The sequence below is a fragment of the Thermoactinomyces vulgaris genome (assembly GCF_003688725.1).
Taxonomy (GTDB): domain Bacteria; phylum Bacillota; class Bacilli; order Thermoactinomycetales; family Thermoactinomycetaceae; genus Thermoactinomyces; species Thermoactinomyces vulgaris.
This window is the reverse complement of record NZ_REFP01000008.1, coordinates 388,978-413,055: the sequence shown is the minus strand read 5'-3', so window position 1 is coordinate 413,055 and position 24,078 is coordinate 388,978. Positions and strand designations below refer to the sequence as shown.

General features: G+C 49.9%; 20 protein-coding genes. All 20 read right to left on the bottom strand.

Features of this window, described 5'->3' with window-relative positions:
* Nucleotides 1–52: 52 nt before the first annotated feature.
* Nucleotides 53–1,165 carry an undecaprenyldiphospho-muramoylpentapeptide beta-N-acetylglucosaminyltransferase gene (murG, locus tag ATH33_RS06510; protein ID WP_037994966.1) on the bottom strand — a complete coding sequence of 371 codons (1,113 nt, stop codon included), beginning with the start codon at nucleotides 1,163–1,165 and terminating at the stop codon, nucleotides 53–55.
* Between the two features lie 15 nt (nucleotides 1,166–1,180).
* Nucleotides 1,181–2,287, bottom strand: coding sequence for a stage V sporulation protein E (gene spoVE / locus ATH33_RS06505; protein WP_037994969.1), 1,107 nt, complete (start codon nucleotides 2,285–2,287; stop codon nucleotides 1,181–1,183).
* A gap of 35 nt (nucleotides 2,288–2,322) precedes the next feature.
* A complete protein-coding gene (gene murD / locus ATH33_RS06500) occupies nucleotides 2,323–3,693 on the bottom strand; it encodes a UDP-N-acetylmuramoyl-L-alanine--D-glutamate ligase (protein ID WP_121874214.1) in 1,371 nt (456 codons plus the stop codon).
* Nucleotides 3,693–4,712, bottom strand: a complete 1,020-nt coding sequence (mraY, locus tag ATH33_RS06495; RefSeq protein ID WP_037994974.1) for a phospho-N-acetylmuramoyl-pentapeptide-transferase — start codon at nucleotides 4,710–4,712, stop codon at nucleotides 3,693–3,695. The genes murD and mraY overlap by 1 nt, the downstream gene beginning before the upstream one ends.
* A 10-nt stretch (nucleotides 4,713–4,722) precedes the next feature.
* Nucleotides 4,723–6,108, bottom strand: coding sequence for a UDP-N-acetylmuramoyl-tripeptide--D-alanyl-D-alanine ligase (locus tag ATH33_RS06490; protein WP_084712913.1), 1,386 nt, complete (start codon nucleotides 6,106–6,108; stop codon nucleotides 4,723–4,725).
* A gap of 11 nt (nucleotides 6,109–6,119) precedes the next feature.
* Nucleotides 6,120–7,607, bottom strand: a complete 1,488-nt coding sequence (locus tag ATH33_RS06485; RefSeq protein ID WP_037994976.1) for a UDP-N-acetylmuramoyl-L-alanyl-D-glutamate--2,6-diaminopimelate ligase — start codon at nucleotides 7,605–7,607, stop codon at nucleotides 6,120–6,122.
* A 278-nt stretch (nucleotides 7,608–7,885) separates the two neighbouring features.
* Nucleotides 7,886–9,802, bottom strand: a complete 1,917-nt coding sequence (locus ATH33_RS06480; RefSeq protein WP_049720291.1) for a stage V sporulation protein D — start codon at nucleotides 9,800–9,802, stop codon at nucleotides 7,886–7,888.
* 123 nt (nucleotides 9,803–9,925) lie between these two features.
* The gene (locus tag ATH33_RS06475; RefSeq protein WP_049720292.1) at nucleotides 9,926–11,686 is read right to left on the bottom strand and encodes a peptidoglycan D,D-transpeptidase FtsI family protein; all 1,761 of its coding nucleotides are present in this window, start codon (nucleotides 11,684–11,686) and stop codon (nucleotides 9,926–9,928) included.
* A 47-nt stretch (nucleotides 11,687–11,733) separates the two neighbouring features.
* Nucleotides 11,734–12,099 (bottom strand): cell division protein FtsL, encoded by a 366-nt coding sequence (gene ftsL / locus ATH33_RS06470; RefSeq protein ID WP_049720293.1) that lies wholly within the window; start codon nucleotides 12,097–12,099, stop codon nucleotides 11,734–11,736.
* Nucleotides 12,100–12,136: 37 nt separating this feature from the next.
* Nucleotides 12,137–13,075: a 16S rRNA (cytosine(1402)-N(4))-methyltransferase RsmH gene (gene rsmH, locus ATH33_RS06465; RefSeq protein ID WP_181729132.1), complete on the bottom strand. Its 939-nt coding sequence runs from the start codon at nucleotides 13,073–13,075 to the stop codon at nucleotides 12,137–12,139.
* Between the two features lie 10 nt (nucleotides 13,076–13,085).
* Entirely contained in the window at nucleotides 13,086–13,517 is a 432-nt protein-coding gene (gene mraZ, locus ATH33_RS06460; protein WP_037994980.1) for a division/cell wall cluster transcriptional repressor MraZ, read from the bottom strand.
* A gap of 139 nt (nucleotides 13,518–13,656) precedes the next feature.
* Nucleotides 13,657–14,916 carry an adenosylhomocysteinase gene (locus tag ATH33_RS06455; protein WP_049720294.1) on the bottom strand — a complete coding sequence of 420 codons (1,260 nt, stop codon included), beginning with the start codon at nucleotides 14,914–14,916 and terminating at the stop codon, nucleotides 13,657–13,659.
* 76 nt (nucleotides 14,917–14,992) lie between these two features.
* Nucleotides 14,993–16,630: a bacillithiol biosynthesis cysteine-adding enzyme BshC gene (bshC, locus tag ATH33_RS06450; protein ID WP_121874213.1), complete on the bottom strand. Its 1,638-nt coding sequence runs from the start codon at nucleotides 16,628–16,630 to the stop codon at nucleotides 14,993–14,995.
* Nucleotides 16,631–16,687: 57 nt separating this feature from the next.
* Complete coding sequence (locus tag ATH33_RS06445) at nucleotides 16,688–18,040, bottom strand: MFS transporter (RefSeq protein ID WP_049720296.1); 1,353 nt, start codon at nucleotides 18,038–18,040, stop codon at nucleotides 16,688–16,690.
* A gap of 49 nt (nucleotides 18,041–18,089) precedes the next feature.
* Nucleotides 18,090–19,079 (bottom strand): ketopantoate reductase family protein, encoded by a 990-nt coding sequence (locus ATH33_RS06440; protein WP_121874212.1) that lies wholly within the window; start codon nucleotides 19,077–19,079, stop codon nucleotides 18,090–18,092.
* 20 nt (nucleotides 19,080–19,099) lie between these two features.
* Entirely contained in the window at nucleotides 19,100–20,635 is a 1,536-nt protein-coding gene (locus ATH33_RS06435) for an acyl-CoA carboxylase subunit beta (RefSeq protein ID WP_121874211.1), read from the bottom strand.
* A 17-nt stretch (nucleotides 20,636–20,652) separates the two neighbouring features.
* Nucleotides 20,653–21,429: an enoyl-CoA hydratase gene (locus tag ATH33_RS06430; protein WP_121874210.1), complete on the bottom strand. Its 777-nt coding sequence runs from the start codon at nucleotides 21,427–21,429 to the stop codon at nucleotides 20,653–20,655.
* Entirely contained in the window at nucleotides 21,410–22,339 is a 930-nt protein-coding gene (locus ATH33_RS06425) for a hydroxymethylglutaryl-CoA lyase (protein ID WP_037994992.1), read from the bottom strand. The genes ATH33_RS06430 and ATH33_RS06425 overlap by 20 nt, the downstream gene beginning before the upstream one ends.
* A gap of 29 nt (nucleotides 22,340–22,368) precedes the next feature.
* A complete protein-coding gene (locus ATH33_RS06420; RefSeq protein ID WP_037994995.1) occupies nucleotides 22,369–22,581 on the bottom strand; it encodes an acetyl-CoA carboxylase biotin carboxyl carrier protein subunit in 213 nt (70 codons plus the stop codon).
* 10 nt (nucleotides 22,582–22,591) lie between these two features.
* Nucleotides 22,592–23,923 carry an acetyl-CoA carboxylase biotin carboxylase subunit gene (locus ATH33_RS06415; protein WP_037995151.1) on the bottom strand — a complete coding sequence of 444 codons (1,332 nt, stop codon included), beginning with the start codon at nucleotides 23,921–23,923 and terminating at the stop codon, nucleotides 22,592–22,594.
* Nucleotides 23,924–24,078: the final 155 nt, after the last annotated feature.

The window sequence follows — 24,078 nt, the reverse complement described above, 5'->3', positions numbered from 1 at the left end:
CCGGTCCGTACTGATTGTGACGAACGTCTAATTGGTAGAGACCCTACTTTTCTCATTCATGGGTAACTGCAATTTTTTCCAACTCGCTGACCAATACTTCCGCCGCATGGGGGCGCCCCAGACGGCTGGCCGCTTCACTCATCGCATGATGTTCCTCTTTATTTTCAATCAGCCGTTTCACTTCACGCCACAAGTTTTCGCCCGTGCATTCACTTTCCAGAAGCATTTTGGATGCCCCTTGTTCCTCCAGCCATCTTGCATTGGCTTCCTGGTGGTTGTTGGTGACATAAGGGGACGGAATCAGAATAGAGGGTAAACCCAATGCTGTCAACTCGGCCAGCGTCGAAGCCCCTGCTCGTCCAACCACCAGATAAGTGGCTGCCAGCACATCCGGCATGTTATAGATAAACGGCTTGATATCCAGATTGGGGATATCATCGGTTTCAACCATTTCACGAATTTTATCATAGTGAACTTCGCCAGTCACATAGACAAAATGGACATCCGGCATTTCTTTCATGCGGGGGATCATTTCGAGAACCGCTTCATTAATGGCTTTGGCTCCCCGGCTTCCCCCGAAAATCAAGATAATCGGTTTGTGGGCATCCGTGATTCCCAAAGATTTTCTCCCGTTCGCGGCATTGGCTTGTACCACTTCGGTCGCCCTCGGGTTGCCGGTGAATACAATGCGGTTGGCACGGCTCAAATATTTTTGCGATTCCTCCAGGCTGATGGCAACCACATCCACAAACCGCGATAAAAATTTGGTGGTCAAGCCCAACACGACATTTTGCTCATGAATCAGGGTCGGAATTCCCATCTGATGGGCCGCATACACAGCCGGACCACTGACGTAACCGCCGGTTCCCACCACCACATCCGGCTCAAATTCGCGCATATATTCTTTGGATTTGCGAACGGCTTTGATGAATTTGTGCAAGGTGTGGACGTTTTCCCAAGAAACGCTTCTCTTAAACCCTTGGATTTCCACGGTATAAAAATGAATGTTCCCTTCTTTGGGAACAATTCGTGATTCCAATCCTTCACTGGTACCGATATAAGCGATTTCCACATCCGGGAATTTTTTTCTGACTGCCCGGGCAATTGCCAAAGCCGGGTAAATATGCCCGCCGGTTCCGCCACCGGATAACAAGATTCGTTTCATGATCCTTCCTCCTGATTATTTGGATTTACGTACAAACCGCGATAAATTCATCAATATTCCTACGGCTGCTAATGTCAATGTGAGGGAAGAACCTCCGTAACTCAAAAAAGGCAATGTGATTCCGGTCACTGGAAAAACCCCGGAGACAACCCCGATATTGATCACGGCCTGAATGATGATCATCGCCGTGATCCCTGTTGCCACCAAGCTGTAAAACATGTCGGGAACACCCATGGCCACCCGGATGCCGCGCCATACCAGGACGGCAAACAGCAAAATCACCGTGGCCGCTCCCAAAAAACCCAACTCTTCGGCTAAAATCGAAAAAATAAAATCCGTATGCGGTTCGGGAAGATACAGGTGTTTTTGTTTGCTCATGCCAAGCCCCAGCCCCATGAGCCCGCCGGGGCCGATGGCATATAATGACTGGATCAAATGATAACCCGCACCAAGCGGATCCTGCCACGGATTTAAAAAAGCGACAATCCGTTGAATACGGTAAGGTGCAGCCAGTATCAGCATGACGAATCCGACCACACCCAATAAGAAAAAGAAAGCCAAATGTTTTTTTCTGGCTCCGGCAGCAAAAATCAAAATAATTCCGGCTCCCATCAAAACGGTGCCCGTTCCCAGGTCCGGCTGCATCATGATAAGCCCGAAAGCGAGCCCCAACAACAGAAGTGCAGGTAAAAAACCCCGGGTAAAATGTTTGATGTCATAGTCGGGGTTGGAAAATATGCGGGACAAAAACATAATCATGGCCAGTTTCATAAACTCGGAAGGCTGGATGCTGAAAGCCCCGATTCCCAACCAGCTTCTTGCACCGTTACGCAAAATTCCAACCCCGGGGATCAAGACGATCAACAACAGAATGAAACATATCACAATCCCTGGTTTCGCCCATTCACGAAACTTTTCCGGGTCCAGTTTTGCAATCCAAAACATCAAGAAAACACCCAAAGATGCAAACAAGAATTGCCGCTTGGCGAAATAAAACGCGTCGTCGTATTTATGATAAGCAAAAGCGGCACTTGCGCTGTACACCATCAATACACCGATGGTCAAAAGCAAAACGATCGCAACCACAATGACGATATCGGGTGTTTGGCTCTTTGGATTCATGGGCGTTTTCACCTCTTGAAAATTTGGGCAAGCTCTTATACTTGAAGATTATGCACAGTCTTCTTAAATATGCTTCCCCTTTCCTCAAAAGAGGTGAACTGGTCCCAGCTTGCACATGCCGGGGAGAGCAACACCACATCCCCGGGCCGGGCCAGGTCAAATGCCCGTTTCACAGCCGTTTCCAAACCGTCCACGGAATACACATCTTTCAGCCCGGCATCCTTTCCCCGCCGGGTCAGGATCTCTTTGGTTTGGCCGTATGCAATCAACGCTTTCGCCCTTTTGTTAAAAACCGGGATCAACTCTTTAAAGTCGATGCCCCGGTCCAATCCTCCCCCGATCCAGATGACGGGTTCACGAAAGGATTCCAAGGCTTTGGAAGCCGCTTGCGGATTGGTCGCTTTGGAATCATTGTAAAAACGGACTCCGTTGATCTCAGCCACAAATTCCAAGCGGTGCTCCACCCCGCGAAAGTTTTTCAGCACCTCACGGATCGCAGACACGTCCGCTCCGGCTGCCAGACTCATCGCGGTGGCCGCCAGTACATTTTCCAGGTTGAATTCACCGCGCAGGGCAATGTCATTCACCGGAAGGACGGGTTCCGTTTTGTCCCCGATCCGGGCGGTCACCATGCCCTCTCGGACAAACACTCCTTCCGGCACTTCCTCCTTCCGGCTGAACCACCAAACCTCACTTTTGATTTGTCCGGCCGCCTCTTGACATACCGGATGATCCCGGTTCAGGACGGCGATGTCTTCCGGCGTCTGATTTTGAAACAATTTCATTTTGGAAGCAATATAATCTTCCATATTCGAATGGTAGTCCAAATGCGCCGGATAAACATTCAGGAGACAAGCGATGTCAGGTTTGAATGTGCGGGTGCCTTTCAACTGAAAGCTGCTGAGCTCCGCAACCAGCCACCCGTTGTCCGGGTTGGAGCGGACCGCTTCCGTCAATGCTTGTCCGATGTTTCCGGCCACCTGATTTTGGATTCCGCTTTTGGTCAACATTTCCCCCACCAGGGTTGTGGTGGTGGTTTTTCCGTTGGAACCCGTGATTCCGATGACCGGCGAATCGGAAAGGAGTCCGGCGATCTCCACTTCCGTTATGACGGGGATCCCCTTTTCCAATGCTTGAGCCACCGGTTTGGCATGATAAGGAATGCCCGGATTTTTCACCAACCAATCCACTTCATCATGGATCAAATCATCCGGATGACTTCCGCAAAGAACCGGGATCCCGATTCCTTCCAATTCTTCGGCTTCGGGACATGCTTCCCGCGGTTTTAAATCATTGACCACCACGTTGGCGCCCAACTCATGCAAACATTTTGCAACAGCAACTCCACTGCGGGCCAGCCCCAAAACAACCACCTGGCGGCCCGCCCAAATTCCGGTATTTTTCATTACAACCACATCTCCAAGAAGACACCCAAACCGGCGAGTACCAGACCGAAGAACCAAAAGGTGGTCACCACCCGCCACTCAGACCAGCCGCACAATTCAAAGTGGTGGTGTAACGGGCTCATGCGAAACACCCGTTTGCCACGGAATTTAAATGAAGTCACCTGGATCATCACAGACAATGTTTCAATCACAAAAATTCCACCGATAATGGGTAACAATAATTCCGTTTTCGTAATCACGGCCAACGCTGCAATGCCGCCGCCGAGAGCCAATGAACCGGTATCTCCCATAAACACTTTAGCCGGATTGGCATTAAACACCAAGAATCCCAGAAGCGCTCCGACCACGGCCACGGAAAAAATCGTCACCGTCGGGTTGCTTTGCAAAATCCCGATCACGGCATAAGCGCCGTACGCACTCACTGCTGTTCCAGCCAATAAGCCATCCAAACCATCCGTCAGGTTCACGGCATTGGAAGCACCGATCATCATTAACAAGAGAAGAGGCAGATATAACCAATTCAGATGAATGGTCAAATCAGTAAAAGGAATGTCCAAGCTGAAAATATAGTTGTTGGGACCGCCTGTCCGCACTTCCAAAAGCACCCAGAAAAGAACCAAACCGATAAACAGCTGACCGAGTAATTTCTGGTTGGCGGTCAGTCCGAGATTCCGTTTCATAACCACTTTAATATAATCATCCAAAAAGCCGAGAATTCCGTAACCCAATGTCGCAAACACCAAAAAGAACAGGTCTGCGTTAATAATGGCATCGTTGTTGTTCAACAAGGTCAAACTGCTGAGCGGAACGGCCGTCAACACAATCGCGGTGAGGATAATCACTCCGCCCATCGTCGGGGTTCCCGCTTTTTTCAAATGGGCTTGCGGCCCTTCCTCACGGATGCTTTGACCAAATTTCAACCGTTTTAACACCGGAATGATCATCGGTCCCAGGATGACGGCAATACCAAAAGCAACTGCAAGTGGAATTAAAATAAATCGAAATTCTAGATTCCCCATAGTTCTTCCCCTACGCTCCTTCAGTCATATTTTTGACAATCTGATCGAGCCTCGCTGCACGTGAAGCTTTGACTAAGAGGATGGTCTCTGGATGTCCTTCCCGGAGCAATGTTTCTACAGCTTCATCCGGCGTATGGAAATGAACGAGGGCTTGATTGTCACAAGCTTTTGCTTTCATAGCTCCCTCATGAATCCACCGGCCCCGTTCGCCAATCGTATATAAGCGGTGAATGCCTTTTTCCATGGCATACACCCCCAACTCTCTATGATAATGCTCCTCTTGTTCTCCGGTTTCAAGCATATCTCCCAGAAGAGCCCATTTCTCTTTTTCCGGCTCAATCTCTGCCAACAAGTCCAATGCTGCTTTCATGGATGTGGGACTGGCATTGTAGGCATCATCGATCAGCAACATTCCATTTCTTGCCATCTTCGTCTCCAAACGCATGCCGGTCAGGGTCACATTTGCCAGGCCACGGACAATCTCCTCTTCCCGAAGTTTAAAATACCGGGCCACCTCGATGGCAAGCAACGCGTTTTTGACATTGTGCCTTCCCAATAACGGCAAAGTGAAACGGGTACCGGTTTTCCGGGATTGAAAAGAAACCCCCTCGGTTCCCCTGACCTCTATTTGTTCCGGAGATTCGTCAGAATCGGCTTCCCATCCGGTTTTGATCAACAGCCTGGACTCCTCTTTCAACAAGTTCCGAAGCAACGGTTCATCTCCGTCGATCACCAGTGCCCCCGTCGGGGACAGTCCATCTTTAACTTCCAATTTTGCCTTCGCAATTCCTTCCCGGCTCCCCAGATGTTCGATATGGGACTCGCCGATGTTGGTGATCACCGCGACGTCCGGACGGGCAATGTTCGAAAGGACGGAAATCTCCCCGCGATGGTTCATTCCCATCTCGATCACCGCAATTTCCGTTTCCTCCGGCATCGATAACAAGGTTAAAGGCACACCGATATGATTATTAAGATTTCCTTTCGTTTTATGCACCGCATATTTTTCAGCCAACAAAGATGCGATGAGATCCTTGGTGGTGGTTTTTCCATTGCTTCCCGTCACCGCTACGACTTTGGCCTGACATTCCGCGCGGTATCCGGCAGCCAGTTGTTGCAATGCTTTCAACGTGTCTTCAACCACAATGACAGGGAGGTGAAGCTCCGGAAACGGCCGGTCCTGCTGCCACAAGACGGCTGCCGCCCCTTTTTCTCCGGCATCCTTTACAAACTGATGCCCGTCAAAACGTTCGCCAACAAGCGGAACATAAAGCTGATTGGCCCGGATGTTCCGCGTGTCTGTCGACACCCCGCACACCAGCCGGTGAAGATCGACAGGGCTTCCCCTCCAGCTTCCGCCGGTTGTTTCCAAAATCCATTGACATGTACGTTGCATTTCATCATTCCTCACTTTGCCCACATGGATCGAATGGCATCGGCGGCCACTTCCCGGTCATCAAAATGATGGCGTACGCCGTTGATTTCCTGATAGGTTTCATGACCTTTTCCGGCAATTAAAATCACATCTTCCGGTTTGGCTTTGGCCACCGCTTCATAAATCGCTTCCTTGCGGTTTTCAACCACCAAATAACGGTCTTTGGGATACTGATCCACCCCGACCAACATATCTTCCAAAATCGTGACCGGATTTTCCGTACGAGGGTTATCCGAGGTGAAAATGGCCAAATCACTGTTTTTCACCGCAATCTCCGCCATCAGCGGACGCTTGCTGCGATCGCGGTCCCCACCGCAACCCACAATGCAAATCACCCGACCCTTGGCAAATTCGCGAATGGTGGTCAACGCATTTTCCAGGCTGTCCGGTGTGTGGGCGTAATCCACAAGAACCGAATAAGGCTGTCCCAAATCAACCGGTTCAAACCGTCCGCTGATTCCTTCCACTTTGGCCAAGGCCGACTGAATCTGTTTCAGGTCCATGCCTTCAATCAGCGCGACGGAAACGGCCGCCAATACATTATATACATTAAATTTGCCGACCAATCTTGACCGGATGGGAACTTCTCCGCGAAATGTCTTTAACGTAAAGGTCGTTCCCGAAGATGAAAACCGGATATTTTCCGCCGTGACGTCAGCAGGCTGCTCGATGCCGTAGGTAATCACCTGCGCCGGCGTCCGTTGCATGAAATAACCGGAAGCTTTGTCATCCGCGTTGAAAACGGCAAACGCATTATCTTCTAAATCTTCCGCATAAGCATTTCCCAATTGACTGAACAGCAAACTTTTCGCTTCGCGGTAGTTTTCCATCGTCTCATGATAATCCAAATGATCTTGCGTCAAATTCGTGAAAACAGCGATCCGAAATTGACAACCTCTGGTTCTTCCCATGTCCAAAGCATGCGATGAAACTTCGATGACAGAATACTCACAACCCTCATCTTTCATCATTCGAAACGTTTTTTGCAAATCTGTCACTTCGGGAGTTGTATTTTTGGTTGCAAACTTTTTCTTTCCGATTTTTGTCTGAATGGTTCCGATCACGCCGGTTAGAGAACCTTTGTGTCTGAGAAGCTGTTCAATCAGATAAGTCGTGGTTGTCTTTCCGTTTGTTCCCGTCACTCCAATCAGCTTTAATTCTTGCGTCGGATAGTGGTAAAATTTCGCAGCCACCACGGCCATCGCTCTGCGTGTGTCAGGCACTTGAATCACGGGAATGCCCGGCAAATCAACCGGTTTTTCCACCATGACCGCCGCGGCGCCGTTGGCCACCGCCTGCTCGACAAAACGGTGGGCATCCACCTTCGTCCCTCTCAGAGCAATAAACAAGTCTCCCGGCTGAACCTGACGGGAATCGATTTGGATGCCATGAATTTCGGTCATCAGATCCCCTGTCGTCTTGTACAACATTAACGGCCGGATTAACTCACATATTCGCATCTTCTTCCTCCTTTTCGACAACAGAAAGACAACAGAAAATGCCAGGGGTATTCCTGGCATGGTCTATTCACATACCCTATTTTAATCTCCTTTCTATCATTTGTCACTTTCCTTGGCAAGTACGCACTTTCCTGCAATTACCGGATAAACCCCCGAGAATTCAAGGAGTGAGCAAAATCAAGCCACAGAATCCCCTTAGAAATGTTTGCATTTTGTTTGCAAATTGTTTGCATTTAAGTAACAAAGAAGCGCTGGTTGACGAGCCAATCGGGGGTTTTCTATGAATCCCCCAAATAGATTTTGATGGTCGTTCCTTTTTTGACACGTTGCCCGGGCTTGGGCATTTGATCAATCACCTTTTGCCCGTTTCCATAAACTTGCAGCGGAAAGGAATATAAACTGGAACGAATTTCATCGATGTCTTGATTGACCAAATTGGGTGCCGGGACAATCGGGATTTCTGCCGGTCCGTTTTCCGGCGGGATTTGTTTGGTTCGTTTGGGGATTTTTAAATACCGCAAGCTGTCATCCAAAATATTGCCGACAATGGGGGCGGCAACCACTCCGCCGAATTGAATTCCCTTGGGATTGTCGACTGCCACATAGACGACCAATTGCGGATCATCCGCCGGCGCAAAGCCGATGAACGAGACGATGTGGTTATTTTGCATGTATCTGCCATCCGGTCCCACCTTTTGTGCGGTTCCGGTCTTTCCGCCCACCCGGTATCCATCCACAAACGCTTTCCGTCCCGTCCCCTTCGCCACGACACTCTCCAAGGTTTGCCGGACTTGGGCGGAAGTCGCTTCGGAAATGACCTGCCGTTTGACTTTGGGTTTGACTTCTTCCACCACTTTTCCGGTTTCCGGATCCACCCATGCCTTGGCGATGTGGGGAACCATCAGCTTCCCGCCGTTGATCGCGGCCGAAACGGCAGCCACCTGTTGAATCGGGGTCACTGAAACCCCTTGTCCGAATGCCGTGGTTGCCAATTCAACCGGCCCCACTTGACTTTCCTCAAATAAAATTCCGCGTGCTTCTCCATTCAGGTCAATCCCGGTTTTCTCCCCAAACCCGAACTTGCGGATATAGGAAAACAATGTTTCTTTTCCCAGCCGCTGTCCCAACGTGACAAATCCCGGGTTGCAGGAGTTTTCCACCACTTCCAAAAATGTCTGATGTCCATGGCCTCCCGATTTCCAACAACGCAACCGGGCACCGCCCACCTTGATGTAACCGGGATCATGAAAGTGATCCTGTAAATTCACTTTCTTTTCTTCCAGTGCCGCGGCCAAAGTGATAATTTTGAAAGTCGATCCCGGTTCATATGTTTTCCAGATCGGCAGATTCCGGTTATAAATCAACGGGTCGGTCACCTTGTACTGATCCGGGTGAAAAGTGGGACGGCTGCTCATCCCCAGAATTTCACCGGTATTGGGGTTCATGGCAATGGCCAAGGCATTTTCCGGTTGATACTGGGCCATCGCCTGATCCAATTCCCGTTCGATGATGGTTTGAATCTGGTAATCCAGGGTAAGCATCAAGTCCAGACCATCCTGAGGGGGAATAAACCGGTCCACCCCTCCCGGCAATTTGTCCCCGCTGGCGGTGGCACTGAACGAAACATATCCCTTTTTTCCTTTCAATTTTTCATCATAGATCAATTCCAACCCGGCCAGCCCCTGATTGTCGATCCCGGTAAATCCCAAAAGATGGGCGGCAAAACTGCCATGGGGATAATACCGTTTACTGTCTTCTGCAATGGCAATCCCCGGGAGCCTGAGCCCTTGAATTTGCCGTGCTTTCTCTTCCGAAATCTTTCTCCCCCACGGATGAAGTTTAACAATCAATTGCCGCTGTGTGATTTTTTCATAGATTTTTTGTTCGGGTGCCTGGAGAATACGGGCCAATTGCTTTGCTGTATCGGCCGGATCTTTGATTTGGGCCGGAATCGCCATGACGGAAGGGGAACTGATGTTGTATGCCAGCTTCTTTTGATTCCGGTCCAATATCTTTCCCCGTTTCGGTTCATAAGGAATATTCCGGCTCCACAGGTCTTTGGCTTTTTCCGCCAATTCCCCGCCGGCAATCAATTGGACGTAAGCAAGCCGTGCCATCAAAACCATAAATACAAATACGGAAATCAAAAACAAAGAAAACAATCGTTTTCGAACGGTGATTTGTTGGCCGTGCATCTTCCCCTTCCTCTCCTTCCCATCTCTTACTCTAAAACTATGAAATCCGCCGGAAAAAAATGACACAGCCTGTCTTCTTCCATAAAAAAAAGACCCGCTTTAAAAGCGGGTCTTTCCATCCCTTTATTTAATCGTCTCGGCGAATTTGTCATTTGGTTGTACTTGCCTGATTTGCAGCGATTTTTTCATGATCTCCCTGGCGATCGGAGCGGCCACTGTTCCCCCGGTGGCATTTTTGGACGATGACGGCTCATCAATGGCGACATATACGACCACTTCAGGCTTGTCATACGGGGCAAAACCGATAAAGGATACGATGTATTGATTCTCCATGTATCCCCCGTCCGGATCCGGTTTTTGTGCCGTCCCCGTTTTTCCGGCCACACCATAGCCCGGTAAATCGGCTTCGACACCGGTTCCGTTTTGTACCACCCCACGCAATAACTCCCGCACTTGTTTTGCCGTGGATTCTTTTACGATCCGACGGCTTTCGGGTTGAAAAGATTTCACTTCTTTTTTCAACCCTGGTTCCCATATCGATTTCATGATATGGGGGGTCTTCCAGACACCGCCGTTGGCAATGGCGCTCACGGCTGCAACTTGCTGAATCGGTGTGACCGAAATCCCTTGTCCGAATGAGGTGGTGGCCAATTCCGTGGCATACAGGTTCCGTCCGAAAAAGTATCCCCTTCCCTCTGCCGGCAGGTCGATTCCGGTTTTTTTCCCGTATTGCTCCGTGATATTTCCGAAACCAAACCGGTTGATGTAATCCGTTAATTTCTGTGCGCCCAACTTTTGCCCCAGAATGACAAAAGCGACATTGCTGGACAGCTTGATTCCGTCCCGAAACGTGATGTTTCCCCATCCGCTTCCGTTCCAATCATGGATCACCCGGTCATCCACCCGGATCGAGCCGGACGGGAATGTTTGATCCGGATTGAATATGCCTTCTTCAATCGCCGCGGCCAAAGTCACAATCTTAAAGGTGGAGCCAGGTTCAAACTGTCCTTGCACGGCCCGGTTGATACTGTTTTCGTCACTCAGGGTCTCGGCATACCGGTTCGGGTCAAAAGTCGGGCGGGATGCCATGGCCAAAATTTCTCCCGTATTGGGATCAGCGACAATCGCCGTTCCCCCTTTGGCCTCATGAGCACTGATCGCTTCGTCCAACTCCAGTTCCACTTGATGTTGGATGCGCGAATCAATGGTTAAGACAAGATCTTTCCCATGCTCCGGAGGCTGGTTTTTTTCCGGCTGATCCGTGACCATCACACCGTTTCTGGCCTTCAGGTATTTGATGTAACCTTCTTTTCCCCTGAGCCATTTATCGTAATATTTTTCGATGCCGCCAACGGCTGTGTCATCATACCGCAAAAATCCCAAAACATGAGCGGCCATGGTTCCGTTATACTGCCTCATGAAAGTGGGAAAAGCATAAATGCCTTGGATAAGCCCGTCCTTTTTTAAGGATTCCACCTGATTGAGTGTCTCTTCCGGATACTTGTACTTCCCATTGTACCGGAGTTCCACAGAGTCTGAATCCTTCGACAGCAATTTGACCAACTCGTCTTCTTTTATTTTCAACACCGGTGCCAGATACTTTGCGGTTTTTTCAGGATTTTTCACCTGCCGGGTGTCTGCGACAAAGTAATAAGCGTCCACTTCCCATGCCAATTGCTGCTGCTTGGTCCGGTCATAAACAGTGCCTCGTTTGGGGCGAAGTGCATCTTCTTTGATCCACGTTTCTTTGGCCGCCGCGAGCAATTTGTTATGGTCCACCGCTTGCAGCCAAAACAATCTTCCAATCACAATGATGAATCCCACGATCCAAACGAGCCCGATCAGAAGAGAACGCCGTTTGCTCTTCTTAAACATCGAACCCATGTCAAGCCTCTCCCATCTCTCTGACAAATATTGTGTCTATTTCGGCATCAGGGGCTGGTTGAAGGTAAGTATTTTGGTGCTGTCAACTCTAATCCTTTCTGTTCAGCAAATTTGCGAATACGCTCCACACTTCTTAATTTGTTGGCTTCTGTTTCCAATTGGAGATTCTCTTTTTCCACCTTTTCGATTTCAAGTTCCGTATTTTGAATCGCCACATTTAACTCCGACACTTTGGCATAACGCGACAAAACCAGAACAGCCAAAGCAACGCACAAAATAACGCTGAACAGGTAAAGCAGTCTTTCACCGGTCGGAAACGCTTTAAAAGGGGTTGGCCTTTTTTGCTTCCGCTCCACTCTGTAAGGCTTATGGAGCTGTTTTGCAGCCGAACCATGAAAACGATCCGCTCTCATATATAAATCCTCCTCACACTACCTGCTTCTTTCATTTTTATATTTTTTCCGCGACCCTCAATTTTGCGGACCGGGCCCGTTGGTTTCTCTCTATTTCTTCCGGACTCGGCAGGACGGGTTTTTTTGTAATCATCTTCAATTCCGGTTTTCTGCCGCACGTGCAGACAGGAAAATCAGGAGGACAAATGCATCCCCGGGATTGTTCCTTGAAAAACTGTTTACAAATCCGGTCTTCCAGAGAATGAAAGGTGATCACACTGATGCGCCCTTGCGGGCGGAGCAATTTCACACTTTCTTTCAACGCCTCTTGAAAAGCGTTTAATTCATCATTGACGGCAATCCGAATCGCCTGAAACGAACGACGTGCCGGATGAGGCCCCTTTCTGCGTGCAGGAGCGGGAATCGCCTGCTTGATCACGTCCACCAGCTCCAAAGTGGTGCGAATCGGTGCTTGCTTTCTCGTCCGGACAATTTCGCCGGCAATTCGCCGGGAAAATTTTTCTTCGCCATATTCAAACAAGATGCGAGCCAATTCTTCCTCCGGCCATTCATTGACAACATGAAAGGCGCTTAATTCCTGTGACTGATTCATCCGCATGTCGAGCGGAGCTTCCTGGTGATAACTGAAGCCCCGTTCTCCCTGATCGAGCTGGGGGGATGAAACACCCAGATCAAACAACAAGCCGTCGACCTTTTCATAACCTAGTTCATTCACAACTTTCCTGACATGTCGAAAGTTGGTGTTTATCAAATGCAAGTTGCATGTGTGTTCTTTTAATTTATTTTTGGCATGATCCAATGCTTGCTTGTCCTGGTCTAATCCGATGAGGGTTCCTGATGGAGACAGTTGCTCGGCGATCAACTGACTGTGTCCCCCTCCGCCCAGCGTACAATCCACATAGATGCCATCCGATTTGATACAAAGTCCATGGACTGCTTCTTCTCTTAATACCGTTTCATGTTTAAACACTTTCATTCATCCTTTGCTACAAATCCAGATCAATCAAACTTTCTGCGATTTCATTATACGATTCTTCGGAGTTACAGTAATACTCTTCCCATTGTTCTTTGCACCAAATCTCAACACGGGTGGAGACACCGATGATCACACACTCTTTTTTCAAACGAGCATACTCCCGCAAATGGGGAGCAATATGGATTCTGCCTTGTTTGTCAAATTCCACTTCGCTTGCTCCAGAAAAAAAGAAGCGCGTAAATTTACGTGCATCCGCTTTGGTAAAAGGAAGAGCTTTTAATTTTTGTTCCAGTTGCGTCCATTCGGAAGGAGGATAAGCAAACAAACAGCGGTCCAAGCCACGGGTGATCACAAAAGAAGATCCCAATGATTCCCTAAACTTCGCAGGGATGATCAATCTCCCTTTATCATCGATATTATGCCTGAATTCACCCATGAACATACCGCTGTCCTCCCCTCTGGCCTCCCTTCCTCACCACTTTCCACCACTCTCCACCACACTGGTAATTATACCACACGGAATATAAAAAATCCTGCACGCAATGTGCAGGATTCAACCGTATATTTCCTTTCATCTCCAATCAATCCAACTGCCAGCTTGCCAGATATTTTTCCTGTTCTTCCGTCAAGCGGTCGATCGCCACTCCATTGGCTTCCAGGAAATAGCGGGCCACTTGCTCGTCGATCTGATAAGGCACATCCAACACTTTCGGTCCCAATTCGCCATGATGTTCATGCACATACAGCAGGGAAAGCGCCTGCAGGGCAAAGGTCATATCCATGATTTCGGCCGGATGCCCGTCTCCCGCGGCCAGATTCACCAGACGCCCTTCGGCCAACAGGTAAAGTTTCCGTCCGTCAGCCATCTCATACTCCGCGATGTCTTTTCTCACCACGCGTTGTTTCACGGCCGCTTTTTCCAACTGTTCCACGTCGATTTCGACGTTGAAGTGGCCTGCATTGGCCATGATGGCTCCGCTTTTCATCACTTGGAAATGCTCACCCGAAATGACTCCTTTATTCCCCGTGGTGGTGATGAAGAAGTCTCCGTGCCGGGCCGCCTCCTTGATCGGCATCACTTCAAAGCCGTCCATGTATGCTTCCGTTGCTTTGACAGCATCCACTTCGGTGACGATCACTTTCGCACCCAAGCCTTTGGCGCGCATGGCAACGCCCCGTCCGCACCATCCGTAGCCGACAACGACCACGGTTTTCCCGGCAACGACCAGGTTGGTTGTGCGGTTGATTCCGTCCCAAACAGATTGCCCGGTTCCGTACCGGTTGTCAAACAAGTATTTGGAATGAGCATCATTGACCGCCACCATCGGGAATTTTAATGTCCCCTCTTTCTCCAGGGAGCGCAAACGCAAAATCCCGGTGGTGGTTTCTTCACATCCGCCCAAAACATTTTCCAACAGGTCCGGACGTTCCGAGTGCAAAATGCTGACCAGGTCCCCGCCGTCATCAATGATCAAATCCGGTTTCGTTTCAAGCGTTTTGATCAAATGGTCTTTATATTCTTCCGGAGACGGGTTGTATTTGGCAAACACTGTCACGCCGGAATCAGCCAAGGCTGCGGCGATGTCATCCTGGGTGGAAAGCGGGTTGCTTCCCGTAATGGCCACTTCCGCTCCTGCATCCCGAATCAATTCAGCCAGGCAAGCCGTTTTTGCCTCCAAATGCAGGGAAATCGCCACTTTTTTTCCGGCCAGCGGCTTTTCCGAGCTCAACCGTTCCCGCAACCGGCTCAGCACCGGCATATGATCCCAAGCCCAATCCATTTTCAAGCGGCCTTGCGGGGCCAGGTTCATATCACGGACAATGCTGTTTTCTGCTGACATATAAATCCCCCTGTTCCCATATGTAAATCCGATAATCGTGGTTATTATACACGATTATCTTCCAAAAGGAAAAAGACTAAATCAACAGGACATGGACGGAACCATCCAGCCGCACTTCGTAAGAAGGCGCCCGCAGCAAAAAGTCAACCCAATCCATCCCGTGTTCATTCCATGCCCATATCATATTGTAAACCCTTTCCTGGGGTTTGTCGTTCGGATAAATTCCGTGAATCAGTTCGTCCCATTTCCGTAACGATGCGCGATGTTTCTCTTCCAGGCTTTTTTTGGCAAAACGGTGCAAGTAATCGATTTGCGCTTTGATTTTTTCTTCATTTTTTTTTCCGATTTCCCTCATATTCATGCCGATGGTTTGGTGCAAATAACCAACCAGCTGCTCATGATGCACTATGATGGCATCCGCCGCTTCCTGAAACCGGTCGGTCAGATCCGGAGGCTGTTGCTCATCAATCCACTTCAATTTTTTCTGATTCAAGTTATCCAGTTCCTCAAGCCCCAAAGCAAACTCGTCCATCCGTTTTTCCAACGCCGGGTCCATCATCGTGACAAACACGCGCGGAATCACAATCGGCATTTTCAGGCCGAGTTCGTAAAACGCCTCTTTCAACAGGGACCAATACGCAATTTCACCGGGTCCGGCCACGAAGTAAAGGGTGGGGAACAAGGCTTCCTGCATGAGCGGACGGGTGATCACATTATTGCTGAACAATGCAGGCTCTTGTTCGACCAATGACATCAATTCATCTTCCGACCACTTTTTCAGGCCGTCTTTGGTGGTCCACTGCCCCCCTTTTTGAAACAGGAGCTGCCGCTCGTCATCGACTTGAATGAACAAATTTCCCTGATCCTCTTTTAAATCGACCGGAACTTCCAGTCCCCTTGCAGCCAGACGGCCGGAAGCGTTCTGCACCGCCCGGGCAATCGCTTGGCTTTGCCGGATCATGCTTTTAAAAACCGGCACCTCCAGCCGGCGCAGATTTTCGTCATGGGAATCCACCAACAACAATCCGTACGGGCCGAAAAAATGATGGAACACTTTGGCAAACAAGCGGGTCCATGACCGTGTGCCAATTCCCCACTTTTGGCACTGTGCCAGCCATTCTTCTTTGTAAGGACGGTCCGGCAGGATCTTGGCCAATTGATCCAGCCAGTCCCGGTACTGTTTTTCATCCAGCCTACGCCGGGAAATGGGGATTTTCCGCTGATCTTTCACTGCAAACCGGTGTTTCACCGGTTCTTTCTCGCCGTTTTGCACCCATACATGGTTCACTTCCTCCAAATCATGGTCCTCACCGGCAATCCAAAAAACGGGAATCACCGGCTGTCCCAGTTGTTCCTCTGCCTGTTTTGCCAACCGGATAATGGTGATGGCTTTATAAAAAGTATATAACGGTCCGCCCAACAAACCGGCTTGTTGGCCCCCGATCACGACCATGCTGTCCTCTTTGGCCAACCGGTTCAAATTTCGCTCCACTTCGGGATGCAACAAATCCGGCTGATGGTAAGACCGGAGCACCCTGACCAATTCCTGACGCGAAACGGCCGGTTTCGATGTTTTCAAATCGCGGGCGCGTTCGTAAATGCTTTCCTCCTGCCAAGGATGGTACTGATAAAACGAACCGGCAAACTCCCGGTCGTGAAGAAATTCATCAAATATACTGGATTTCTTGGTCATTGCTATCTTTTGTAACCTCATATATAACTCCTCTTTAAAAGAAAAGTCTGATGCTCCACCGTTACAAAGTATATCACTTCAATTATTATAGTGGCTAACTTTTTTTGTCCCCAAAAACAGACTAAACAAAAATCCCAGAAAAGAAACTCCTGCAACAAACAAAAAGATGCGCACCTCTTCACCGATGAGCACACCGGGTTCAAACAAGCGGGCCGCCGTCACAAATCCCAGCGCTCCCCCGGCCGCCCTGAACATGCCGGCAGCCATCAATCCTGAACGGATCCGGCGGGGCGATACCCATTTGAACATATATCGGTGAACGGGATCAGCCACTGCAAAGCTCAGAAACCATCCCAAGAAACTGAACGCAAAAAGCATCCACCGGCTGTCCGGGACCCAGATCAAACCCGCACAAGTGACGGCCGAAAGCAAAAAAGCCGTATAAGCCAGACGGTGCACATACACAGGATTGGACAAAAAACCGATGACAGATAGCGCCATCATGGCACCGGTCACAATCAAACTCAAACAGACCGCTGTGCCGTATGTCCCGGTTTCATACTGCCGGGCAAACCAAAAAGGAAGCAAGGTCAGAATCGTCCACAGAAACCCTTGCAAAGTGACCTGTATATATAAAATCCACAGACGCCAATTGGCAAACAGATGCGGTTCAAAAAACGGATAGCTTCCCTGGCGTTCAACCATCAACAGAGGAACCACCATTCCAATGGCCACAATCCAAAGCGGCAACACTTCTTTATGCAAGACTGAGGAGATCCCTCCGGAAAAATCGGTGCTGGTGACGGCCATCATCAAAAACAAGACGATCAACCCGAAAAATACGATGGATTCGCCGCCGACCCCTTTGCGGTTCGGCTGATCAACGATTTTCCACGTTTGGGATATCAACAGCACCAAAAAAGCAAACAAAATATGCAAAATAAAAACCGATTTCCATCCCAGGGCTCCTGCCAGCCCGGCGGATGCCAAGGGAACTGAACACCATGTGACTGCAAATGCCAGCATGATCAAACTGCGTTTGCCTTTGGGCATTTTGCCGAGTTTGCGCCGGCATTGCGAGGAGACAACCGGCACCATGCCGCCGGTTCCGATGGCCTGAATGACACGGCCGCACATGAACCATACCCACTCCACGGCCAATCCGGCGAGCAAGGTTCCAAGCACAAAGAAAGTGAGAGCCGTCCACAATACTTCCATTTTCCCTTTGGAAGCCACCCAGTTATCCATCATGGGCAAAGAAAAGGCAAAAAAAGCCAAATGGAGTGAAACGGCCCACACCGCCCAATTCATCGACAAATGGTACTCCTGGATAATCAAAGATAAAACGGGCACCACCGTCAACAAATCGAATGTGCTGAAAACCATGCTGATGATATACGTATCAAATGACAACGATTTGGGACGAGACAAACCAATCCCCCCACAGTACTCCTATCCATAATTGTCTTCATTCTTCCCATTATATCATGAACTTTTCTTTCTCCCGAATCCGTCCGGTCCACAGTTGATTGACGGGCAAATTTCTTTGGTGTTTGGCCCCCAAACGGACAATCGCCCCGTTTAAATAATCAATTTCCGTCGGCCGGTGGTGTTTCACATCCTGCAGCATGGAAGAAAAATTGGCGGAAGTCCGCCGGCAAACCTCATGAATTTGTTCCCACATCTGCTGGAACGGAAGCGAAATCCCTTCCAGTGACGCCACTTCCGCCACTTCTGTTAAAATCCCCTCTTTTTCCGCATCATATTTGGGGTGTAACAACGCACCGTTTCGGATTTCATACCAAGCAGTCATCGGATTGATCACGCAATTGACGGCCAACTTCCCCCAAAGCCTTTGCCGGATGTCTTCATCATATTGAAGAAGGTCTTTTCCCGCTGTTTCCAGCAAAGACCTGAGTGCCGGCGACGTTTTTTTATCCCCATCGGGATAAGAGCCGATCCAGCTCGTTCCTTTTCCCGTATGCCTCACATGATTGCCGTTTTTTAATGCGCCTTCCGTCGTAACCGCCAAATAGGTTTCGCAACGGGAAGACAACTGTTCCAACCATTTTTGGTGGCCCCATCCGTTTTGAAAAAACAACACCTGTGTTTCCGGGTGAATCACGTTTTTCAACAGGGGAATAACCGATGGCAAATGGTGTTGTTTCACCATCACCAAAATGACATCAAAGGGGGGGTCTTCCCGGATCCAACCGGCCGGCCGGGCCTTTACCCGGATTTTTTTCCGTTCTCCCGACAACGTTGTCAAGGTGATTCCCGTATTGTTCACTTGCCGGGCCTGACCGGCCGTACGGGTGACCAGCAAAAACGGACCGGTTCGGGGTGCAAGGCGTGCAGACCATAACAATCCCAGCGCTCCGCCTCCCCATACTGCTATTCTCACCGTTTCATCCCTCACTTTGGCTAAAAAAAGAGAGCCATTGGGATCATGGCTCGTAAACGTCTTCATTTTCTATCATAACCTTTTTCTCATACAGGGTAAACGGGATGTTTCCGTTGGCTGAATTGAAGCTGTTTGCTCGCATAAGCCTCGAAGCGCCGGCTTAATTCCGTCCGCAATTCATCCGGCTCCACAATGCCGTCAATCACCATTTCGCCGGCCAGACGGTAAATATCGATGTCTTGCTTGTATTCTTCCCGCTTTTCCATGACAAAACGGGTTCTCTCCGGTTCTTCCAACTCCCGGATTTTGTTGCTGTACACCGCGTTGACAGCCGCTTCCGGCCCCATCACGGCAATTTGTGCCGTCGGGAGGGCCAGGCAACAATCCGGTTCAAAGGCCGGGCCGGCCATGGCATACAATCCGGCGCCATATGCTTTCCGGACAATGACCGAGATTTTGGGCACGCTCGCCTCCGAAACGGCGGAAATCATCTTTGCTCCGTGCCGGATAATCCCGGCCCGCTCCACTTGCGTCCCGACCATGAAACCGGGGACGTCCGCCAAAAACAACAACGGAATATGGAAAGCATCACATAAGTTGATGAAACGGGTTGCTTTGTCCGCCGAGTCCACAAACAAAACCCCGCCTTTGACCTTTGACTGGTTTGCCACAATCCCGACAACCTGCCCGTCAATCCGAGACAATCCGGTGATCAATTCTTTGGCAAACAAGCTTTTGATCTCAAAGAACGACCCTTCATCCACCAGGCTTTCAATCACTTCCATCATGTCAAAAGGAGTGTTTTGGTGATCCGGGACAATTTCCGAAACGGGACGCGCCTTTGGGGACGGTTCCTTCGCTTCAACAGGCTCCGGGCTTGTCTGGTAGTTGGCCGGGAAATAACTTAAATACTTTCGTGCGGATTGAATCGCTTCTTCCTCCGACGAAACCAGCACATCCCCGCATCCACTCACGGTACAGTGCATCCGCGCTCCGCCCATTTCTTCCAGGGAAACTTTTTCCCCGATCACCATTTCCGCCATGCGCGGGGAACCCAAGTACATGCTCGCGTTTTTGTCCACCATGATCACAATATCGCAAAAAGCGGGGATATAAGCTCCGCCGGCCGCTGAAGGCCCGAACAAAAGACAGACTTGCGGAACCATTCCGGACATTTTTACCTGGTTGTAAAAAATGCGGCCCGCTCCCCTCCGGCCGGGAAACATTTCAATTTGGTCCGTAATCCGGGCACCGGCCGAGTCCACCAGGTAAATCATGGGGACTTTCAATTTTATGGCCGTCTCCTGAATTCGTATGATTTTTTCCACGGTCCGCGCTCCCCAGGAACCGGCTTTCACAGTGGAGTCATTGGCCATGACGCAAACCGTTTGGCCGTTGACCTTTCCAATCGCCGTCACCACACCGTCCGCCGGAAGATCACCGGCCATGAAGTTGGCAAACAACCCGTCTTCCAATTGAAATTCGTCATCAAACAACCGTTTCAATCGATCCCGCACGAAAAGCTTGTTTTGTTGCTTCAGCTTTTCATGATATTTGGGGGCACCCCCTTTTTGCACGATTTCTTTGTTTTTGCGCAATTGCCCGACAACGGATTCTTTCACAAACCATCCCTCCCGGTTTATTCCCCGGTATAGCGGGGTTTTCTTTTTTCTGCGAATGCTTTGAGCCCTTCCTGCCGGTCTTTTGTCGGAATCAGCGTTTCATAAGCCGATGTTTCCAGAGCCAGCCCGGTCATGAGATCAGTCTCCAATCCGCGATCAATGGCCAGCTTGGCCTGCCGGACCGCAAGCGGTGCATTTTCTCCGATTCGTCCGGCCAACCGGCAAGCCGTCTCCAAAGCTTTTCCTTTCTCCGTCACTTCATTGACGAGACCCCGTTTTTCCGCTTCGGATGCGGTGATTTTTTGTGCCGTGAATATCCATTCCTTTGCCTTTGCTTTTCCGACCAACCGTGGAAGGCGCTGTGTCCCCCCTGCTCCCGGAATGATCCCGAGCGACGTTTCCGTCAGCCCCATCACCGCATGTTGTTCGGCAATCCGGATATCACAGGCCAAAGCCAGTTCCGTCCCGCCCCCGAAAGCGAACCCGTTGATGGCGGCAATGACGGGCTGCGGCATTTGTTCGATGCGGGTGAAGGTATCCCGAATCAACCGGATAAAACGGCGAACCTCCCTGTCATCCATCGTGCGGCGCTCCTTGAGGTCGGCTCCCGCGCAAAAAGCTTTTTCTCCGGCTCCGGTAATAATCACGGCCCGTGCCTTCGGATGATCGGTCAACGTTTCAATCGCCGACTGCAATGCCTGAAGTGCCGGCATGTTCAGGGCATTGTGTACTTCAGGACGGTTGATCGTGACAATGGCCGTATGCTCTTTCCACTCAGTGACCACCGGTGCCATCTTCATTCCCTCCCCCGCTTTCTTTTTTCTTGGCCACATAACTTTGCAACACTTTGGAGGGCAACGTTTTTCCCAAATACTTCTGCACATACAGGCTGGTTTCACACAGCCGGTCCAGATCGATTCCCGGGTCGATACCTTGTCTCTTCAGCATGTAAACCAGGTCTTCGGTGGCCAGATTCCCCGCCGCTCCCGGTGCATACGGACAACCGCCCAAGCCGCCGAAGGAAGTATCCAGGGTGTGAATTCCTTCTTCCAGACAAACATAGGCGTTGGCCAATCCGGTCCCGCGGGTGTCATGGAAGTGACCGGCCAGTTTCGAAGCTGGAACCGCTGTCAAAAGGTCTTTCAACCGTTTTTTCACTTCAAGAGGCGCGGCAACCCCGATCGTATCGCCCAATGAAATTTCGTAAACCCCCATATCCAGAAGCTGTTCACAAATGTGAACCACGTTTTGAAGCGGAACATCCCCTTCATACGGACATCCGAAGACGGTGGAAACGTACCCCCGCACCCTCTTCCCATGTTGGTGTGCGAGTTGAACCACTTCCCTTAAAACCGGAATCGTGTCCCGGATGCTTTTATTGATATTCTTCCGATTATGGCTTTCGCTCGCGGACAAAAACACGGCATACTCATCGACGCGGGTGTCAAGGGCTCGCTTCAACCCCCGCAGATTCGGAACGAGCGCTCGATAGGTCACCGGCAAACGGGGAAGACCGGAAGCCAACCGATCGGCATCGGACAATTGGGGAATCCATTTGGGATGGACAAACGAAGTCACTTCCAGATGCTTTACCCCCGATTGAAACAAGCGCTCGATAAGTTCCTGCTTCACTTCGGTTGCCAACGTGACGGGCTCGTTTTGCAACCCGTCCCTCAAGCCGACTTCCACAATTTTGACATCCACTTGGATTACGCCACCTCGGATCAGAGTTTTTAAGAAAGCTCGATCAAAACATCTCCGTCACTGACAAAGGAACCGGATTCCACCTTGATTTCTTTGACAACGCCAGAATATTCCGACTGTACCGGCACTTCCATTTTCATCGATTCCAAAATCACCACATCCTGTCCGGCCTCCACTTTGTCCCCCACGGCCACCAATACTTGCATGACGGTTCCCGCCATGGTCGCTTCCACTTTGGCCATTTGACTCACCTCATTTTAAAATGTTTTGGATCAATTTCGTATCATAATTCCCTTGCTGAAACAGTTCGCTCTCCAACACGCTTTTTAAGAGCGGAAGATTGGTTTGGATCCCCTCCACCTTACACTTTCGCAAAGCTTCTCCGGCTTTTTCCAACACTTCCGCCCGACTGCAACCGCTTACAATCAACTTGGCAATCATGGGATCATAAAAGGGCGAAACCACGTTTCCTTCCTGAATCCCCGTATCCACGCGCACACCTTCTCCTTCGGGAAAAGAGAGTCGGGTCACTTTACCCGGCGAAGGCAAAAAACGTTTCGGATCCTCAGCATAGATGCGAAACTCCATGGCATGGCCCCGGCACGAAATTTCCTCCTGCTTTAGCGGCAAGCAATTTCCTTCCGCCAGCCGGATTTGCCAGTCCACAAAATCAACACCGGTGATGGCTTCCGTGACAGGATGTTCCACCTGCAAGCGCGTGTTCATTTCCAAAAAATAAAATTGTTCGGATGCATCCACCAAAAATTCAACCGTGCCCACTCCGGTAAACTGTGCCGCTTTGGCTGCTTGGACCGCCGCTTTTCTCAATTTTTCGCGGGTGGATTCATGAATGGACGGCGATAATCCCTCTTCGATCACTTTTTGATTCCGTCTTTGCACCGAGCACTCTCTTTCATACAAATGAACCACATTTCCGTGTTGGTCTGCGGCAATTTGGACTTCGATGTGCCTTGCAGGAGAGATCACTTTTTCGATAAACAAACCGTCATGGCCAAAATAAGCCTTGGCCCGGCTTTTCAGCGATTGAAAATGCTTTTTCAGCTCTTCTTCACTCAAACAAACTCGCATCCCGATTCCGCCCCCGCCGGCGCTTGCTTTGACCAAAACCGGATAACCCATTTCCCCGGCCACGGCGACGGCGTCATCCGGGCGGGACAAACCGTCGGAGCCCGGAATGACCGGAATTCCCGCTTTTTTCATGGTTTTTCTGGCCACGACTTTATCGCCCATCCGCGAAATGACGGAAGGATCCGATCCGATCCAAATCAGCCCGTTGGCTTGCACTTTTTCGGCAAACACGGCATTTTCCGATAAAAAGCCGTAACCCGGATGAATCGCATCCGCCTTGGTTTGAAAAGCGGCATCCAAGATCGCTTCCATATTCAGATAGCTTTTGGGAACCGGGGGTGGACCGATGCAGACGGCTTCATCCGCCATCCGGACAAACGGCATTTCCTGATCCGCTTCGGAAAAGACCGCCACGGTTTTTAACCCTTTTTCCCGGCACGTTCGGATGATACGGCAGGCGATTTCTCCCCGGTTTGCAACAAGTACCTTTTTTATCGACATAATTCACCTCTTTATTCTAAAATAAATATAATCATTATTAATGATTATATTTTAAATTGTTCTACAAAAACGGTTTTTACTCCTTCTCAAATAAATCAAAGTTTTGTGGTAAAATAGGGGGAACAAGAATAAAAATCTTAAAAATTCAG

Bases quoted from the DNA above. Each gene is read 5' to 3' on its own strand.
- ATH33_RS06420 (WP_037994995.1), bottom strand. From the start codon at position 22,581: ATGGCCAAAGTGGAAGCGACCATGGCGGGAACCGTCATGCAAGTATTG.
- ATH33_RS06480 (WP_049720291.1), bottom strand. From the start codon at position 9,802: ATGCACGGCCAACAAATCACCGTTCGAAAACGATTGTTTTCTTTGTTT.
- mraZ (WP_037994980.1), bottom strand. From the start codon at position 13,517: ATGTTCATGGGTGAATTCAGGCATAATATCGATGATAAAGGGAGATTG.
- ATH33_RS06440 (WP_121874212.1), bottom strand. From the start codon at position 19,079: ATGAAGACGTTTACGAGCCATGATCCCAATGGCTCTCTTTTTTTAGCC.
- rsmH (WP_181729132.1), bottom strand. From the start codon at position 13,075: ATGAAAGTGTTTAAACATGAAACGGTATTAAGAGAAGAAGCAGTCCAT.
- murG (WP_037994966.1), bottom strand. From the start codon at position 1,165: ATGAAACGAATCTTGTTATCCGGTGGCGGAACCGGCGGGCATATTTAC.
- ATH33_RS06490 (WP_084712913.1), bottom strand. From the start codon at position 6,108: ATGCAACGTACATGTCAATGGATTTTGGAAACAACCGGCGGAAGCTGG.
- murD (WP_121874214.1), bottom strand. From the start codon at position 3,693: ATGAAAAATACCGGAATTTGGGCGGGCCGCCAGGTGGTTGTTTTGGGG.
- ATH33_RS06485 (WP_037994976.1), bottom strand. From the start codon at position 7,607: ATGCGAATATGTGAGTTAATCCGGCCGTTAATGTTGTACAAGACGACA.
- ATH33_RS06475 (WP_049720292.1), bottom strand. From the start codon at position 11,686: ATGGGTTCGATGTTTAAGAAGAGCAAACGGCGTTCTCTTCTGATCGGG.
- ATH33_RS06430 (WP_121874210.1), bottom strand. From the start codon at position 21,429: ATGGCACCGGTGGTCACTGAGTGGAAAGAGCATACGGCCATTGTCACG.
- mraY (WP_037994974.1), bottom strand. From the start codon at position 4,712: ATGGGGAATCTAGAATTTCGATTTATTTTAATTCCACTTGCAGTTGCT.
- ftsL (WP_049720293.1), bottom strand. From the start codon at position 12,099: ATGAGAGCGGATCGTTTTCATGGTTCGGCTGCAAAACAGCTCCATAAG.
- ATH33_RS06455 (WP_049720294.1), bottom strand. From the start codon at position 14,916: ATGTCAGCAGAAAACAGCATTGTCCGTGATATGAACCTGGCCCCGCAA.
- bshC (WP_121874213.1), bottom strand. From the start codon at position 16,630: ATGAGGTTACAAAAGATAGCAATGACCAAGAAATCCAGTATATTTGAT.
- spoVE (WP_037994969.1), bottom strand. From the start codon at position 2,287: ATGAATCCAAAGAGCCAAACACCCGATATCGTCATTGTGGTTGCGATC.